Source organism: Pseudomonas sp. BN411, assembly GCF_029871235.1.
Lineage (GTDB): Bacteria > Pseudomonadota > Gammaproteobacteria > Pseudomonadales > Pseudomonadaceae > Metapseudomonas.
Map to the genome: position 1 here is coordinate 44,999 of NZ_SSOM01000055.1, position 16,466 is coordinate 61,464.

13 protein-coding genes are annotated in these 16,466 nt (G+C 66.2%); 2 read left to right on the forward strand and 11 right to left on the reverse strand.

The features are described from left to right. Positions 1-68 precede the first annotated feature (68 nt). From glsB to kdpF, 7 genes are all read right to left on the reverse strand, one after another. Positions 69-977: a glutaminase B gene (gene glsB / locus E8F06_RS08225; RefSeq protein ID WP_280366004.1), complete on the reverse strand. Its 909-nt coding sequence runs from the start codon at positions 975-977 to the stop codon at positions 69-71. A gap of 89 nt (positions 978-1,066) precedes the next feature. Then, entirely contained in the window at positions 1,067-1,759 is a 693-nt protein-coding gene (locus tag E8F06_RS08230; protein WP_280366007.1) for a response regulator, read from the reverse strand. 163 nt (positions 1,760-1,922) lie between these two features. Further along, a complete protein-coding gene (locus tag E8F06_RS08235; protein WP_280366010.1) occupies positions 1,923-4,571 on the reverse strand; it encodes a sensor histidine kinase KdpD in 2,649 nt (882 codons plus the stop codon). Further along, positions 4,568-5,119, reverse strand: coding sequence for a potassium-transporting ATPase subunit KdpC (gene kdpC / locus E8F06_RS08240; RefSeq protein WP_280366013.1), 552 nt, complete (start codon positions 5,117-5,119; stop codon positions 4,568-4,570). Before kdpC ends, E8F06_RS08235 begins: the two co-directional genes overlap by 4 nt. A gap of 87 nt (positions 5,120-5,206) precedes the next feature. Next, positions 5,207-7,261 (reverse strand): potassium-transporting ATPase subunit KdpB, encoded by a 2,055-nt coding sequence (kdpB, locus tag E8F06_RS08245; protein ID WP_280366015.1) that lies wholly within the window; start codon positions 7,259-7,261, stop codon positions 5,207-5,209. Positions 7,262-7,273: 12 nt separating this feature from the next. Continuing rightward, on the reverse strand, positions 7,274-8,974 hold the full coding sequence (gene kdpA, locus E8F06_RS08250) for a potassium-transporting ATPase subunit KdpA (protein WP_280366016.1): 1,701 nt from the start codon (positions 8,972-8,974) through the stop codon (positions 7,274-7,276). 8 nt (positions 8,975-8,982) lie between these two features. After that, positions 8,983-9,072 (reverse strand): K(+)-transporting ATPase subunit F, encoded by a 90-nt coding sequence (gene kdpF / locus E8F06_RS08255; protein ID WP_036996920.1) that lies wholly within the window; start codon positions 9,070-9,072, stop codon positions 8,983-8,985. A gap of 649 nt (positions 9,073-9,721) precedes the next feature. Between kdpF and E8F06_RS08260 the strand changes: the two genes are divergently transcribed. Further along, on the forward strand, positions 9,722-10,645 hold the full coding sequence (locus tag E8F06_RS08260; protein ID WP_280366019.1) for an alpha/beta hydrolase: 924 nt from the start codon (positions 9,722-9,724) through the stop codon (positions 10,643-10,645). A gap of 125 nt (positions 10,646-10,770) precedes the next feature. Then, positions 10,771-12,456 (forward strand): class II poly(R)-hydroxyalkanoic acid synthase, encoded by a 1,686-nt coding sequence (phaC, locus tag E8F06_RS08265; protein ID WP_280366021.1) that lies wholly within the window; start codon positions 10,771-10,773, stop codon positions 12,454-12,456. Between the two features lie 170 nt (positions 12,457-12,626). Here the strand turns inward: phaC and E8F06_RS08270 are convergent, their stop codons facing one another. The 4 genes from E8F06_RS08270 to E8F06_RS08285 all read right to left on the reverse strand — a co-directional run bounded on the left by E8F06_RS08270 (position 12,627) and on the right by E8F06_RS08285 (position 16,449). Next, positions 12,627-13,712: an AI-2E family transporter gene (locus tag E8F06_RS08270; protein ID WP_280366023.1), complete on the reverse strand. Its 1,086-nt coding sequence runs from the start codon at positions 13,710-13,712 to the stop codon at positions 12,627-12,629. Between the two features lie 99 nt (positions 13,713-13,811). Next, positions 13,812-14,615, reverse strand: a complete 804-nt coding sequence (locus E8F06_RS08275; protein ID WP_280366026.1) for a DUF4892 domain-containing protein — start codon at positions 14,613-14,615, stop codon at positions 13,812-13,814. Positions 14,616-14,782: 167 nt separating this feature from the next. Beyond that, entirely contained in the window at positions 14,783-15,646 is an 864-nt protein-coding gene (locus E8F06_RS08280; protein WP_280366028.1) for an alpha/beta fold hydrolase, read from the reverse strand. After that, positions 15,643-16,449: an alpha/beta hydrolase gene (locus E8F06_RS08285; RefSeq protein WP_280366030.1), complete on the reverse strand. Its 807-nt coding sequence runs from the start codon at positions 16,447-16,449 to the stop codon at positions 15,643-15,645. Before E8F06_RS08285 ends, E8F06_RS08280 begins: the two co-directional genes overlap by 4 nt. Positions 16,450-16,466: the final 17 nt, after the last annotated feature.

Consider the following 16,466-nt stretch of genomic DNA (forward strand, 5'->3'; position numbering starts at 1 on the left):
GCCCTGATGCTCCGATGAGGGCCGCTTCGCTGCCCTTGGCGAATGAATTCGCCCCTACAGGCTGCGGCTCAGAAAATCGACCAGCCAATCCGCTGCGACAGCTTCTCCAGCGCCGCCATGCCGGCCAGGGAGTTGCCGGCTTCGTTGAGCTCCGGCGACCAGACACAGACGGTGAAGCGCCCCGGCACCACCGCGACGATGCCGCCCCCTACCCCGCTCTTGCCCGGCAGACCGACGCGGTAGGCGAAGTTGCCGGCTTCGTCGTAGAGGCCGCTGGTGGCCATGATGGCGTTCACCTGCTTGGCCTGACGCGGCGTGAGGACCAGCTCGCCGCTGTGGGGGCTGACGCCGTTGTTGGCGAGGAAGCTGAACGCCAGGGCCAGGTCGGCGCAGCTCATGCGGATGGCGCAGTGGTGGAAGTAGCTATGCAGCACCGCCTCCACGTCGTTGTGGAAGTTGCCGAAGGACTGCATGAGGTAAGCCATGGCGGCATTGCGTGCGCGGTGCTGGTATTCCGAACGCGCCACCACTTCATCCGAAACCACATGGGTGTTGCCGGACAGCCGCCGGACGAAATCACGCATGGACAACGACGGTGCGGCGAAGCGCGACTGGTTGATATCGCAGATCACCAGGGCGCCGGCGTTGATGAAGGGGTTGCGCGGTACGCCGCGCTCGAATTCCAGCTGCACCAGCGAGTTGAACGGCTGGCCCGAAGGCTCGTGTCCCAGGCGCTGCCAGATGTCCTCCCCCGAATGCTGGATGGCCTGCACCAGGCTGAAGACCTTGGAAATACTCTGGATGGAGAACGGCGTCAGGCCGTCGCCGGCGTAGTACATCTCGCCGTCATTGCTGTAGACGGCAATACCGAACTGGTCCGCACTGACACAGGAAAGCGCGGGGATGTAACTGGCGACCTTGCCCTGGCCGATCAGGGGGCGGACTTCGTCGAGGATTTCGTTCAACAACTGCTGCATGCCGGTCCTTCCGATGGGGGGAGCGCCTGCGCGCCCATGCAGCACTGGACGCGCGCCAAGTGTCCGACGGCACAGGGTAAATGCGCCGTTCAGGCTTCCTTCAGCCGATAGCCGATGCCCGCCTCGGTGATGATGAAACGCGGGTTGGCCGGATCATCGCCGAGCTTCTGCCGCAGGTGCCCCACCACCACTCGCAGGTAGTGGGTGTCCTCGACATGGGTCGGGCCCCAGATGTCCTTGAGTAGCTGCTGCTGGGTGACCACGCGGCCGAGGTGACGGGCCAAATGCGCGAGCACCGCGTACTCCTTGCGGGTCAGCGCCACCTCCTCGCCGTCGAGGGTGACCCGGCGATAGGCGAAGTCCAGCACCAGCGGGCCGCTGGCGATGCTCGCCTGCTGCTGTTCGCCAGGGCCGCCCTGGCGCAGCGCCACGCGCACGCGAGCGAGGAATTCCTGGATGCCGAAAGGCTTGGTCACGTAATCGTTGGCGCCGCCGTCCAGGGCCAGCACCTTCTCGCCTTCACTGGCGCGCACCGAGAGCACCAGCACCGGCACCTGGGACCATTCGCGCAATTCGCGCAGCACGTCCTGGCCGTCCATGTCCGGCAGGCCAAGGTCGAGCACGACCATGTCAGGTCGGGCCAGCGCAGCCTGTTCCAGCCCTTCGCGGCCATTGGCGCCCTCCAGCACCCGATAGCCCTGGGCGGCCAGGCTGATGCGCAGGAACTTGCGGATCTGCGCTTCGTCATCGATGACCAGGATGGTCGGTTGGTTGGTTGTCATGCTTGCTTCGTCGAATCCATTGCAAATGCGGACGCTTTTCCGTGGGGGCGAATTCATTCGCTATCCGGACCGAAGGTTCGGCCCCGGAAGCCATTGGGGGCAACTGCGTTGCCCTTAGCGAATGAATTCGCCCCCACAAGATAACGCGCCTGCTACGTCACTCTCATTCTTCTTCCAACTGCGGCTGCGGATGCAGCGGCAGGTGCAGGGTCAGGGTGGCGCCGCGGCCGTCCAGGCCATCGCCCACGGTCACGCGGCCGCCATGGGCACCGACCATGCCCTGGCAGATGGCCAGGCCCAGGCCCGTGCCCTGCCCGCCCCGGTCACCTCGGGCGGCGGTATAGAACATATCGAAGATCCTGTCGCGCTCATCCTGGGGAATGCCCGGCCCCTGGTCGCTGACGGAGAAACGCAATTCAGCTTCGTCCGCGTCCACGGCAACCCGCAGTCGCCCCTGGGTGGGCGAGAAGCGCGCGGCGTTCTCCAGCACATTGACCAGCGCCTGCTCGATCAATGCCGCGTGCACGTAAAGCAGCGGCAGTTGCTCCGGCACCTGGGTTTCCAGCTGCAATGGCGCCAGCACCGGACGCAGGCGCTGCAGGGCGCTGGCGACGATGTCCACCGGCGCCACCCAATCGCGCTCCAGCTTGAGGCCACCGTGGCCGAGGCGGGTCATGTCCAACAGGTTCTGGATGTAGCGATCGAGGCGCTCGGCCTCGTCACGGGTGCCTTCCAGCAGTTCACGGCGATCGGCAATGGGGATGGCCTCGCCAAGGGCCAGCAAGCTGTCGATGGAACCGCGCATGGCGGTGAGCGGCGTGCGCAGGTCGTGGGACACCGACGCCAGCAACGCACTGCGCAGTTGCTCGGTTTCGCCGTGCAGGCGCGCCGCTTCCAGCTCTTCGGCCAGCTGCGCACGAGCCATGGCCTGCGCCAGGGGCTGGCCGAGGGCCGCGAGCAGGCGCCGGCGCTCGGCAGGCAATGGCGCCTCGTCACGGGGGCTGACGCCCAGCAGCACCAGCGGCCCTTCTTCTCCCGACAACGGCAACCACCACCAACGGCCACCGGGCAAGGTGTCGGTGCCCAGGCCCGCAGGCTGGTCATGCTGCCAGGACCACTCCGCCGCCGCGCGCTCCTGGTCGACCAGCAGGCGCTGGGCGCCGGCTTCCACCTTCCACACGCCGTCACGACCACGGGACAGCAGGCAGACCTCCACGTCCGACCAGGCGCCGAACTGCTGCACGGCGACGTTGAGCACGGCCTGTCGGTCGGTGGCAGCGGTGAGCTTGCGCGAGAGGTCGAGCAGCGCGGTGGTTTCCGACTGGGTGTCGCGCAGCGCATTCAGTTGGCGGCGCTGGCGTGAAGCCAGGTTGCCGGTGAGCCCGGCCATCAGCAGGAAGAACAGCAGGGTCAGCACGTCTTCCTGGCGGGCGATGGTCAGGGAGAAAGTCGGCGGGATGAACAGGAAGTCATAGGCGAGGAACGACAACCCGGCGCACAGCAGCGCCGGCCCCAGGCTGCTACGCACCGCCACCAAAAGCACAGCGGCGAGGAACACCAGGGATATGTTGGGCAGCTCCAGGGTATGGGATACCGCCCAGGCCAGCGCGCTGGCGGCGATGGCCGCGAGCACCGCCAGGCCATAGTCCACCAGGCGGGTCGGATGGCTGGCGCGCGGACTGGCCGGGCGACGGTCCGCCTCGGTGTCGAGCACGCTGACTTCCAGCCCTTCGGCCAGGTACAACAGGCGCTCCGCCAGGCCACGACCGAGCAACCGGCGGCGCAGGCGTTGGCGGCTGCGACCCACCAGCAGCAGGCTGGCGCGGCGCTCGTCGGCGTGTTCCACCAGCGCCTTTGCCACGGACTCCGCACGCAGGGTCACCACTTCCCCACCCAGGCGCTCGGCCAGTTGCTGGGCACCCTGCAGGCGCGCTCGCACCTCCTCGGAACGGGCGCGGCCGGTATCCACGTACACCACCGACCAGGGCAGGTGGCGCCGCTCGGCCACCCGGCTGGCGTGGCGCACCAGACGCTCGGCCTGGTGGTCGCCGTCGATCCCCACCAACAGTCGTCCACGCACGGCGGGTGCTTCCAGGCCACGCTGGCGATAGCGGCGGTTGAGGTCGGCATCCACCCGCGCGGCGGCGGTCTGCATGGCCAGCTCGCGCAAGGCGGTGAGGTTGGTCTGGGAGAAGAAGGCATCGATGGCGGCGCGGGCCTGCTCGGGCACGTAGACCTTGCCTTCGCGCAGGCGCTCCAGCAGCTCGCGGGGCGGCAGGTCGATCAGCAGGATCTCGTCGGCTTCCTGGAGGACCCAGTCCGGCAGGGTCTCGCGCACCTGCACACCCGTGATGTCGCGGACCTGGTCGTTCAGCGCTTCGAGGTGCTGGACGTTGACCGTGGTGTAGACGTCGATTCCCGCGTCGAGCAGCTCCTCCACGTCCTGCCAGCGCTTGGAATGGCGGCTGCCGGGTGCGTTGGTGTGGGCCAGCTCGTCCACCAGCACCAGTCGCGGCGGATGGTCGAGGATGCCGTCCAGGTCCATTTCGGTGAGCGGCATGCCGCGATACTCGAAGCGCCGCAGCGGTTGCTGCGGCAACCCCGCGAGCATGGCTTCGGTTTCCGCGCGCCCGTGGGTTTCCACCACCCCAGCACGCAGGTCGACGCCCTGGCGCAATTGCGCCTGGGCGGCCTGGAGCATGGCGTAGGTCTTGCCCACGCCAGGTGCCGCGCCGAGGAATACTTTCAGGCGGCCACGCCCGCCCTGGGGCATGTCGGCCAGCAGCGCATCGGCGCGCAGGGCATCACTCATCGAGTCATCTCGTTCAACGCAGTGTTAAGGGCCAGCACATTGACCACCGCCGGCCCCACCAGCGGCCGTTCGGTGTTCTGTTCCACCAGGCGCTCCAGGGAATCGGCCGGCAGACCGCGTTCGGCGGCGATGCGCGGAATCTGGAAGTGCGCGGCGGCCGGCGGCAGGTGCGGGTCGAGGCCACTGCCAGAGGTGGTGACCAGGGCCATGGGCACTTTGCCGTGACCTTCGGTGGCCAGGCGATGTGCATCCTTGTTGATACGTTCGGCCAGGGCCGGGTTGCTCGGCGCCAGGTTGCTGGCGCCGCTGGCCACGGTGGCGAAACTCGCTGCCGAGGGGCGCGGCTGGAACCACTCGGGGCCTTCGAAATTCTGCGCCAGCAGGGAGCTGCCGCGCACCTCGCCCTTGGCATCCCGCACCAGGCTGCCATTGGCCTGCTCGGGGAAGGCCAGTTGGGCGATGCCGGTGACGGTGAGCGGATAGGCGACGCCAGTAATCAGGGTCATCAGGGCCAGGAGGCTAATGGCTGGGCGGAGTTGGCTAAGCATATTCAGTTCCTCGCGGGAAATCTAAGTTGGGAAGAGGTATCTGCCCCCTCCCCCAAACCCCTCTCCCCGGAGGGAAAGGGGTGAGTTTCAGACCAGGCCGACGGCGTTCAGCAGGACGTCGATAACCTTGATGCCGATGAAGGGGGCGACGATGCCGCCCAGGCCGTAGATCAACAGGTTGCGGCGCAGCAGGCTGGCGGCATCGCTGGCCTGCACCCGGACTCCGCGCAGGGCCAGCGGGATCAGCGCGATGATGATCAGCGCGTTGAACACGATGGCCGAGAGGATCGCGCTCTGCGGACTGGCCAGCTGCATCACGTTGAGCACGCCGAGCTGCGGGTAGATGCCGGCGAACAGCGCAGGGAGGATGGCGAAGTACTTGGCCACGTCGTTGGCCACCGAGAAGGTGGTCAGGGCGCCACGGGTGACCAGCAGTTCCTTGCCCACCTGCACCACGTCCAGCAGCTTGGTCGGGTCGGAATCCAGGTCCACCAGGTTGGCGGCCTCGCGGGCGGCCTGGGTGCCGTCGTTCATGGCCAGGCCGACGTCGGCCTGGGCCAGCGCCGGGGCATCGTTGGCACCGTCGCCGCACATGGCGACCATCTTGCCCTCGCCCTGCTCCTGGCGAATGCGCGCCAGCTTCTTCTCCGGCGTGGCTTCGGCGATCACGTCATCCACCCCGGCCTCGGCGGCGATCGCAGCAGCGGTCAGCGGGTTGTCGCCGGTCACCATCACAGTGCGGATGCCCATCTGCCGCAGCTCGGCGAAGCGATCGCGGATGCCGGGCTTGACCACGTCCTTCAGGTGGATGGCGCCCAGCAACTTGCCATCGGCCGCCACCAGCAGCGGGGTGCCGCCGCTCTGGGCGATCTTCTCGATCTCGCGGGCCAGCGGTGCCGGTACGTCCTGACGCGTGATGCCAACCCAATCGAGCACCGCGTCCACCGCGCCCTTACGGTAGCTGCGCCCTGCCCGGTCGGCGCCGGAAAGACGGGTCTCGGCGGTGAAGGGAATCGCAGTGATCTCCTCGCGGGCGGGCTCCTGCATCGAATGCAGCGCACGCAGGTATTCGACGATGGACTTGCCTTCCGGCGTTTCATCGGCCAGGGAAGCCAGCAGCGCGGCGTCGGAGAGTTCCTTGCCGGCCACGCTGGGCGCCTTGATCATCGCGCTGCAGCGGCGGTTGCCGAAGGTGATGGTGCCGGTCTTGTCCAGCAGCAGCACATGCACGTCGCCTGCGGCTTCCACCGCGCGGCCGGACTTGGCGATCACGTTCAGGCGCACCAGGCGGTCCATGCCGGCGATGCCGATGGCCGACAGCAGGCCGCCGATGGTGGTGGGGATCAGCGTCACCAGCAACGCCACCAGGTACACCAGCGGCAGGTCGCCGCCGGCGAAACGGGCGAAGGGCTGCAGGGTGGCCACCACCAGCAGGAAGATCAGGGTCAGGCCGATCAGCAGGATGTCCAGCGCGACTTCGTTGGGGGTCTTCTGGCGCTTGGCGCCTTCCACCAGGGCGATCATCCGGTCCAGGGTGGATTCGCCCGGGTTGGCGGTGACCTTCACCAGCAGCCAGTCGGACACGATGCGGGTGTTGCCGGTGACGGCGGAACGGTCGCCGCCGGACTCGCGGATCACCGGCGCCGATTCACCCGTAATGGCTGCTTCGTTGACGGCAGCGATCCCCTCGATCACCTCGCCATCGCCAGGGATCAGCTCCCCGGCCTCCACCCGCACCACGTCACCGCGACGCAGGCTCGCCGCAGGCACGGTCTCGAACTGGCCATTGCTCTTGCGACGGCGGGAGGTCAGGCCCTGGCTGCCGGCGCGCAGGCTATCGGCACGGGCCTTGCCACGGCCTTCGGCCAGGGCTTCGGCGAAGTTGGCGAAGAGCACGGTGAACCACAGCCAGAGGGCGATCTGCACGGCCAAACCGGTACTCACCGCCGGGTTGGGGATGAAGCAGAGGACGGTGGTCAACACGGCGGTCAGCTCGACCACCAGTATCACCGGCGAACGCATCAGCTGGCGCGGATCGAGCTTGACGAAGACCTGGCGCAGCGCCGGTTTCCACAGCGCGGCGAAGGAGGTCTTGGGTTGCTGCTTGGCGCCGCTTTTGAGCGCCTGCATGGGGGCATTCATCATCAATCTCCCTTAGAGGCCCTGAATCAACGCGATATGTTCGGCAATCGGCCCGAGGGCCAGCGCCGGAAGGAAGGTCAGGCCGCCCACCAGCAGGATGGTCAGGGTCAGCAGGGTGACAAACAGCGGACCATGGGTGGGGAAGCTGTTGGCGCCGAGCGGCGCGCGTTTCTTCATCGCCAGGCTGCCGGCGATGGCCAGTACCGGGAGGATGTAGCCGAAGCGGCCAAGGAGCATCGCCAGCCCGATCAGCACGTTGTGGAACGGGGTGTTGGCACCGAAACCGGCGAAGGCCGAGCCGTTGTTGGCGGTACCCGAGGTGTAGGCGTAGAGGGCCTGGCTGAAGCCGTGGGCACCGGGGTTGGTGATGGACGCCGCCGGGCCGTCGAGGCTGATGGCCAGGCCGCAGAACACCAGCACGCCCACCGGCATCACCAGCAGTGTGGCGACCAGCAGGCGCACTTCGCGGGCTTCCAGTTTCTTGCCGAGGTATTCCGGGGTGCGGCCGATCATCAGGCCAGCGAGGAACACGGCGATCAGCACGAACAGCAGCATGCCGTAGAGGCCGGCACCGACACCGCCGAAGATGATCTCGCCGAGCATCATGTTGAACATCGGGACCATCCCGCCCATTGCGCTGAAGCTGTCGTGCATGGCGTTCACCGAGCCGTTGGACGCGGCCGTGGTGGTCACCGCCCAGAGCGCCGAGGCGGTGATGCCGAAGCGACTTTCCTTGCCTTCCAGGGAGCCGGCCTGCTCGATGGGCAGCGCGGCCAGGGCAGGGTTCGGCTGGTACTCGCTGTAGAGGGTCACGCCCAGACCAATGACGAACAGCACCAGCATGCAGGCCAGCAGTGCGCGGCTCTGGCGCAGGTCCTTGACGTAGTGGCCGAAGGTGAACACCAGGGCCGCCGGGATCAGGATGATGGAGGCCACTTCCAGCAAGTTGCTCCAGGCGGTGGGGTTTTCGAACGGGTGCGCGGAGTTGACGCCGAAGAAGCCGCCGCCGTTGGTGCCGAGCTGCTTGATGGCGATCTGGCTGGCGGCCGGGCCGAGCGGGATGCTTTGGTCCGCGCCCTGCAGGGTCACGGCGTGGGCGTAGTCGAGGAAGGTCTGCGGAACGCCCTGCCAGACCAGGAACAGCGCCAGCACCACGCACAGCGGAAGCAGCCCGTAGAGGGTGCCGCGAGTCAGGTCGACCCAGAAGTTGCCCAGGCGGTCGGTGCTGCGGCGGCTGATGCCACGGGCGAACACCACCAGTACGCAGAGGCCGACGGCGGCGCTGACGAAATTCTGCACGCCAAGGCCGACCATCTGGCTGAAGTAACTCAACGCCGCTTCGCCGCTGTAGGCCTGCCAGTTGGTGTTGGTGACGAAGCTCACCGCCGTGTTGAACGCCAGGCTCCATTCCAGGCCCGGCAGCTTCTGCGGATTCAGTGGCAGCGCACCCTGCAGCATGAGGATGGCGAACAACAGCACGAAGCCCGCCACGTTGAAGGCCAGCAAGGCTGCGCAGTAGCCCTTCCAGTCCTGTTCACGCTCGGCGTCGACGCCGGAGAGGCGGTAGCAGAAACGCTCCACGGGCGCTAGGACCGGGGTCAGGAAGGTGCGTTGCCCCTCCATCACCCGGTAATAGAAACGCCCGAGGAAGGGTGCCGGCGTCAGCACCAGCACGAAGAAGGCCAGGATGAGGCCGATGTCCTGAAGTTGCATGTGGCCTCCTAGCCGCGCTCGGCGCGCAGCAGCGCGACCAGCAGATAGATGAAAAGCCCCATGGCCAGGACCAGGGACACCCCGTCGAGAATGCTCATTGCTTGTGCTCCTAGATGCGGTCTGTGCCGCCGTGGAGCCATTGTCGGAACGAGGGGCGTAAAGGGACGAGACTCGGGAGGGCCGAGGGGCATCAAGAATGCGTAAAGTTGAACGCCATGCTCGTGAGGGGAGCCGGCTACGTAGCTAATCCTGTAGGGGCGAATTCATTCGCCAAGCAGCCTTGTAGGGTGGGCTTTAGCCCACGCTGACCTGCGATGGTGGGCTGAAGCCCACCCTACGGGATCAGCTTGCGCGCCCATGTCAGCGGCCATCCTCGGGGTGGTCGGCACGACGGCTTGTCGCCGATCCACGACAGGAGCTCGACTGAAATAGCCACACCCTTCTCCGGGAAACGACGATGGTGACGTTTCGATCGACCCCGCATAGTTGAACTCCCCCACAGCTTTCGTCCCTTGTGGGGCCAGAGAAAGTCGAACCGTACGTGCCGGACACACAGGCGTTTCACCGCCCCATTGCCCAGCAAATCCCCATGCCAAACGACTTTCTCGGCTCATCGAAAGTAATCAGGTCGTCACTCATTCGCTTGGCATTCCTTCGTCAGGCCGAGGCGCCCTGCTGTCTGTGGAATAGCCCTGCGAACAGCTGCTCCGACTGTCCGCTTAGCCCAATCCGTGCGAGAGAAAGACCATGAAGCCGGAAACCGCCATCGTCGACATTCACAGGAAGTACAAGGTTTATACGGAGCATTACTGCAACCCTGCCGCCAGGAAGACCATCATTCTGGTCAACGGCGCGTTCTCAACCACGGCATCGTTCGCCCAGACGGTGCGTTACCTGCAGCCGCAGTTCAACGTGGTGCTTTACGACCAGCCCTACTCCGGCCAGTCGAAACCGCACAACTACCCAGGTCGGCTGATCAGCGAGGAAGAGGAGGCCGACATTCTGCTGGAGCTGATCGAAAGGGTCGCCGCCGACCATGTGCTGTCCTTCTCCTGGGGTGGCGCGGCTACCCTGCTGGCGCTGGCACAACGGCCGCGCAGGATCGAGAAGGCGGTGCTCGGTTCATTCGCCGCACGGCTCAATCAGCCCATGCGCGACTACCTGGAATGCGGCCTGAGCATGCTGCAGACCTGCGACCGCATCAAGGTCGGCCGCCTGATCAACAGCACCATCGGCAAGCACCTGCCGCCCCTGTTCAAGCGCTTCAATTTCCGCCACATCAGCAGCCTGGCCGAGCACGAATACCGGCAGATGCACGCTCATTTCAATGCGGTGCTCAAGCAAAGCTCCGAGCGCTATCTCGCCTGTGCCGCCGCTATCGATATTCCGCTGCTGTTCATCAATGGCGAATGGGACGAGTACACCTCGGCGGGGGACGCCCGTTTGTTCGCCCGCCATTCCCCTCAGTGCCAGTTCCGCACCATCCGCAACACCGGGCACTTCCTCGATATGGAGCACAAGGAGGCCTTGCAAGCCACCCGGCAGGCCTCGCTCGGCTTTCTGCAGCCCGATTCCGGCTTGATCAAGCCGGCCAGTGTGCGGCCCCTGAACGGGCTATACCGCTATGCCAACAGCAACCACGTACTCACCGTGCGGCGCGCTGCCCCCTGATCCATTGGCGGAGGTTTGCCGCCAGGGCGATGGCTTCCCCGGCAGATTGATGCACCTGCGCGGCGCCTTGGTTCAACCCCTTTTCTGTTCGGCTCGCCCGATGGGAGTATGACGGAGTGTGGTCCATGCGAGATAAACCAGCGGCGGGCATCGTGCCTGAACCCGCGACCATAGTGACAACAGAAGAAAGCGCCACCCCCGACCTGCGCGGCCGAGATGTTCTCTCCACCCTGCGTAACCTGGCGCTGCTGGGCCTCAAGCAACCGGTGCACAGTACCCGACATGCCCTGGCCCTCGGCGGCCAACTGGGTCGCGTGCTGCTTGGCGATACGCCGCACCAGCACTCTACCCAGGATGCGCGCTTCCAGGACCCGACGTGGCGGTTCAATCCCCTCTACCGCCGTGGCTTGCAGAGCTATCTGACCTGGCAGAAGCACCTGGACGCCTGGATCAAGGAGAGCGACCTGGAGGCCGACGACAAGGCCCGGGCTCGTTTCATCGTGACACTGCTCGGTGATGCACTTTCCCCCACCAACGGGCTGCTCAATCCGCTGGCGCTCAAGGAAATGTTCAACACCGGCGGGCTCAGTTTGATCCACGGCCTGCGTCACCTGACGGGCGACCTGCTGCACAACGGCGGCATGCCCAGCCAGGTCAGCAAGGCGGCCTTCGAAGTGGGCCGGAACATCGCCACCACGCCCGGAGCCGTGGTATTCCGCAACGAGCTGCTGGAGTTGATCCAGTACAAGCCCATGAGCGAGAAGCAGTACCTGCAGCCTCTATTGATCGTCCCGCCGCAGATAAACAAGTACTACATCTTCGACCTCAGCCCGGAAAAGAGCTTCGTGCAGTACGCGCTGAAGAACGGTCTGCAGGTGTTCATGGTCAGCTGGCGCAACCCGGACATACGCCATCGCGAGTGCGGTTTGTCGAACTATGTGGAGGCGGTGAAAGAAGCACTCGATGCCTGCCGCGCCATCACCGGCAGCAAGGCGGTCAACCTGGCAGGCGCCTGTGCCGGTGGCCTGACCATCGCCGCCCTGCAGGGCCATCTGCAGGCCAAGCGGCAGCTGCACAAGGTGGCCAGCGCCAGCTATCTGGTAAGCCTGCTGGACAGCCGGGTGGAGAGCCCGGCAGCCCTGTTCGTCACCGAGGAGACCCTGGAGGCAGCCAAACTCCGCTCCTATCGCAATGGCGTGCTGGACGGCCGCGACCTGGCCAAGGTGTTCGCCTGGATGCGCGCCAACGACCTGGTCTGGACCTACTGGGTCAACAACTACCTGCTCGGCAGGCAGCCACCGGCCTTCGATATCCTCTACTGGAACAGTGACAACACCCGTTTGCCGGCAGCACTTCACGGCGACTTTCTCGACCTCTTCAAGCACAACCCGCTGATCCGCAGCGGCGGCCTGGAGATCTGCGGCACACCGATCGACTTGCGCAAGGTCACGGTGGACAGCTTCAGCGTCGCCGGCACCAACGACCACATCACCCCCTGGGACACGGTCTACCGCTCGACCCTGCTGCTCGGTGGCAAGCGACGCTTCCTGTTGTCCAACAGCGGACATATCCAGAGCATCCTCAACCCGCCTGGCAACCCCAAGGCCAACTACCTGGAGAACAGCAAACTGTCGTCCGACCCGCGCGCCTGGTATTTCGACGCGCAGCAGCAGATCGGAAGCTGGTGGCCGACGTGGCTGGACTGGATTCAGGCGCGCTCCGGTGAGCAACGCAAGACCTTGAAGGCCCTGGGCAATCAGGACCATCCACCCATGGAGGCCGCGCCGGGCACCTACGTGCATTCAAGTTGAGCGGCGACGCGCTGGCAGGGATTCCTGCGTGTTTGGTCAGGGAGCCCACGGGGCAACGCAGGTTCGCCATTAGGTCATGATGAGCTGTGCGCACCGATTCCGGGATCGGCTTCATCCTGCTATCCCGGATGGGTTTCCCGCACGGGTGTAGTTCCTCCCCAGCGGCAAGCTCAGGATGGTCGGTTTTCCTGGTCCTTGACCTCAGGCGGAACCACCAGCTGCGGCTGAGCGTGGCCGATCCAGTCGGAGATCAGGCTGTAGGCCACCGCCAGCAGGGTCGGGCCGAGGAACAGGCCCATGAAGCCGAAGGCGAGGATGCCGCCGAACACGCCCAGCAGCACGACTACCAGCGGCAGGTTGCCGCCGCGGCTGATGAGGTAGGGCTTGAGCACGTTGTCCACGCCGCTGATGACGAACATGCCCCAGATGCCGAGGAACACCGCGTAGCCGTAGTCACCGTGCCAGGCCAGCCAGGCCGTTGCGGGCACCCAGACCAGCGGCGGCCCCATGGGGATCAGGCTGAGGGCGAAGGTGACGATGCCTAGCACCAGGGCGCCGGGCACACCAGCGATCCAGAAGCCGATGAGGCCGAGCAGACCTTGTGCGGCAGCGGTGCCGATCACGCCGTTGACCACCCGTTGCACGGTGCCGGCCACCAGCCCCAGGTAATGCTCGGCGCGGTCGCCGATCAGGCGCTCCAGCGCCTTTTCAACGAACAGTGCCATGCGTGGACCATCGCGATAGAAGAAGAACACCAGCACCAGGCTGAGCACCAACTCGACCATCCCGCCGCCGATCTGCGCGGTACGCGCCAATACCCAATTGCCGGCCTGCCCCATGTAGGGCTTGAGGCTGGCGAAGAAGGCTGCACCCTGGGCGTCGATGGAATGCCAGGCACGCACCAGTCGCTCACCCAGCAACGGTATCTGATGCAGCCACTCCGGCGGTGGCGGCAGGCCCTCCATCTGGACGTTCTTCGCCAGCTCGGTGGCGTCGCGTACATGCTCAGCCAGGTTGCCCAGCAGCCACGCCAGCGGCAACGCCACCAGCAGCATCCAGCCTGCGGTGAGCAGAGCGGCGGCAGCAGATTCGCGTCCTTTCAGCGCACTGCTGAGCAGACGCATCAGCGGCCAACTGGCAAACGCCAGCACCGCGGCCCAGAACAGCGCCGAGACGAAGGGCGCAAGCACCCAGAGGCTGGCACCGAGCAAGGCGAGCAGGAGGATCTGCACCAGTAGTCGGTCGTTGTTGAGCATCCCAGGGTCACTCCGGCGATCAGAAAGAAAGGGCCGTACCTGCCATCACGCGATGTGCGCGTGGCAGTCACAAGCATAGAGACTGCTGTCGAGGGTTTCTCAGCGCAGCAGGTTCAGGTGCAGGCCGGGCTCCCTGCCCTCGCCCAGTTCCAGTCGTGCAGCGCGCACACCCTGCCCCACCAGCGCTTCGCGCCAGGCTTCGGCACCCGCTCCGGCCAGGCTGATGCGCAGGGTGCTGTCGAGGTTCAGGCAGCGTCCCAGCAGGGTCGCCCAGGCCTCTGAAGGCTGGTCGGGCAGGCGCGCCAGGTGCAACTCGCCGCTGCTCTTGAGTTCACGCATCAGGGTGTCGGGGGTGGGCAGCAGTTCGCCCAGGGGCGCATTGGCATCGAGCTGCTCGGCGTGCAGGTAGGCCCTGCGGTTGCCGCGGGTGATGCTGTAGAGGGCCAGGAGGCTGTCCTGACGGGGTTCGGCCAGGCGCAGCAGGAGGTAGGCCTGCTGTTCGTCCGGGCCAAACAGCTTGGAGTTGCCGAAGACGGCATTGGCCCAGAGGTTGCTGGAGCCGCAGTCGCGCCCCTGGCACCAATAGAGCAGCTCGGCGCCGCTTTCCAGCAGGTCCTTGCGGGCGCGGTCGAAGGCTTCATTCGAGCTGTGGTCGGTGGGCAGGCGGTAGGTCACCGAGGTCTGCCGGCCTTCGGCGTCGACCTTGCGCTCCATGCGCAGTTGGTTGCTGATGCGGCGGATGGCGCTCTGCGGGTAGACCCGTTCCTGGTCCGGGCTCTCGCGGAAATCAGTGATCTCCGCATGGGGGAAGCGCGGCAGCGCCGCCAGGTCGTGGCTGTCAGGCAGGTCGGATGCCTGGGCGGATGCTGCCAGCAGCAGGCCGGCAAGAAGGGTGAGGCGCATGCGCATCCTTAACGATATGTCCTGGAGTGAGCAGTCTGGACCAGCTTTCCGGTCTTTTCCTGCCGCTCCCCACCGAAGGCGCCCCCTGCGCAACGGCGTCGAACAGGTCGACCATCCTGCTGTTCCCTGACCAAAAGCCGCCAGCCTTCCCGGTTGGCGGGTGCAAGTCAAGGAACGGCGAAGAAGGGATTGAAACAGTCTGCTACGGCCTGGGCACCGGCCTCGTCGTCCAGGTGCAGGTGATGTTTGCCGGGCAGGCGGCGCACGTCTATCGCCAGCCCTTCCACCAGCCCGGCGAACCTGGGCTCGGTGTGCAGCAGGCCCTGCTCGGCCAAGACCAGCATGGCCGGGCACTTCACGGCCTGGGCAAAAGCCAGGGCATGGGCGCGGGTGAGGCGCAGTGGTGACGGCAGCGTCAGGCGGCTGTCAGTGCGCCAGGTGTAGCCGCCGGACACCGGCATCAGGCCACGTTCGGCGAGCAGTTCGGCAGCCTCGCGGCTGACCCCACCAGTGCCATGCATTCGCGCCTCGACGGCACGATCGATGGCCGCGTAGACCGGTTTGCGCTTGCCGGCCAGGGCGAGCTGCGCGCGCAGCGCCTCGCCCAGCTTGGCCGGGGCCTGCTCAGCTTCGCCGGTGTAGGGCATCAGGCCGTCGATCAGGGCCAGGCGCTCGACCCGCTCCGGCATGGCACCGGCCAGCATCACCGAGACGATGGCGCCCATGGAGTGGCCAAGCAGGGAGAAACGGTCCCAACCCAATTGTTCGGCCACCAGCAGTACATCGGCGGCGTAGTCCCACAGCAGGTAACTGGCGCCCGGCGCGCGGTGGGCGGACAACCCGTGACCGGCGAAGTCCAGGGCGACGATGCGCAGCCCCGGCAGGCGCGGTGCCAGACGGGAGAAGCTGTTGGCGTTGTCCAGCCAGCCGTGCAGGGCGATCACCGGCTGGCCGTCTTCGGGGCCGTAGAGGTGCGCGGCCAGTTCGATATGAGGCAGGTTGAGGCGGATTTCCTGGACCTGGGCAGTCATGCACTGGCCTCCTGGTGGCGGCCGTCCCAGCGGCCAAATACGGATTTGAGCAATTCGGCGGTTTCCTGCGGGCGTTCCAGAGGGAACATGTGCCCGCCGGGCAATGACAGGTACTCCCCTTGCGGCACCCGCTTCACCAGCCGCGCATGGTGCGGCAGCACCACCCTGCTGTGGCGCCCACGCACCAGTGCCAGGGGCACCTTGAGTTGCTGCGGCTTGCCCGGAATGCGATGGGGCACGCTGCGGTAGATGCTGATTTCAGTGGCGGCGTCGAACTTCAGCCGCAGGGATTCGCCCTGACGCGCCAGGCCGTGCCGGACGTACGCGTCCAGGCACTCGGGGTCGAAGCGGCGGAACAGGGTCTTGCCGGCGAAATAGTCGCGGGCCTCGCTGAAATCGCCGAACTCTTCGCGTCGGCCGAGGGTGCGGCCAGCGGGAGTGATGCGGTCGATGAAGCCGAAGCGCTTGGCGGCGCGGATGACGATGCGGTCGGCCAGGGTCAGCACAGGCGAGTCCAGCATCACCACGCCGCGATAGAGGTCGGGGCGGCGCAATGCGGCGTGGTAATGCAGCACGCCGCCGAGGGAGTGTCCCAGCCCCCACACCGGCTCACCGCGTTCTTGCAGGTGGTGGATGAGTTCGTCCACCAGGTTTTCCCAGTTGTCGTTCACCGGGAAGCGCGGGTCGTGGCCATGCTGCTCCAGGTGCTCGACGCGGAAGTCCGGCGCCAGGGCGGAGAACAACTTGCCGTAGGTGCCCGAAGGGAATCCGTTGGCATGGGCGAAGAAGATGGTGTGCGACATGGCGTCCAGCTCGTCGG

Coding starts and splice junctions, on each gene's coding strand:
- E8F06_RS08275 (WP_280366026.1), bottom strand. CDS start 14,615: ATGCGCCTCACCCTTCTTGCCGGCCTGCTGCTGGCAGCATCCGCCCAG.
- E8F06_RS08230 (WP_280366007.1), bottom strand. CDS start 1,759: ATGACAACCAACCAACCGACCATCCTGGTCATCGATGACGAAGCGCAG.
- E8F06_RS08285 (WP_280366030.1), bottom strand. CDS start 16,449: ATGTCGCACACCATCTTCTTCGCCCATGCCAACGGATTCCCTTCGGGC.
- kdpF (WP_036996920.1), bottom strand. CDS start 9,072: ATGAGCATTCTCGACGGGGTGTCCCTGGTCCTGGCCATGGGGCTTTTC.
- kdpA (WP_280366016.1), bottom strand. CDS start 8,974: ATGCAACTTCAGGACATCGGCCTCATCCTGGCCTTCTTCGTGCTGGTG.
- E8F06_RS08260 (WP_280366019.1), top strand. CDS start 9,722: ATGAAGCCGGAAACCGCCATCGTCGACATTCACAGGAAGTACAAGGTT.
- kdpB (WP_280366015.1), bottom strand. CDS start 7,261: ATGAATGCCCCCATGCAGGCGCTCAAAAGCGGCGCCAAGCAGCAACCC.
- phaC (WP_280366021.1), top strand. CDS start 10,771: ATGCGAGATAAACCAGCGGCGGGCATCGTGCCTGAACCCGCGACCATA.
- glsB (WP_280366004.1), bottom strand. CDS start 977: ATGCAGCAGTTGTTGAACGAAATCCTCGACGAAGTCCGCCCCCTGATC.
- E8F06_RS08280 (WP_280366028.1), bottom strand. CDS start 15,646: ATGACTGCCCAGGTCCAGGAAATCCGCCTCAACCTGCCTCATATCGAA.
- E8F06_RS08270 (WP_280366023.1), bottom strand. CDS start 13,712: ATGCTCAACAACGACCGACTACTGGTGCAGATCCTCCTGCTCGCCTTG.
- kdpC (WP_280366013.1), bottom strand. CDS start 5,119: ATGCTTAGCCAACTCCGCCCAGCCATTAGCCTCCTGGCCCTGATGACC.
- E8F06_RS08235 (WP_280366010.1), bottom strand. CDS start 4,571: ATGAGTGATGCCCTGCGCGCCGATGCGCTGCTGGCCGACATGCCCCAG.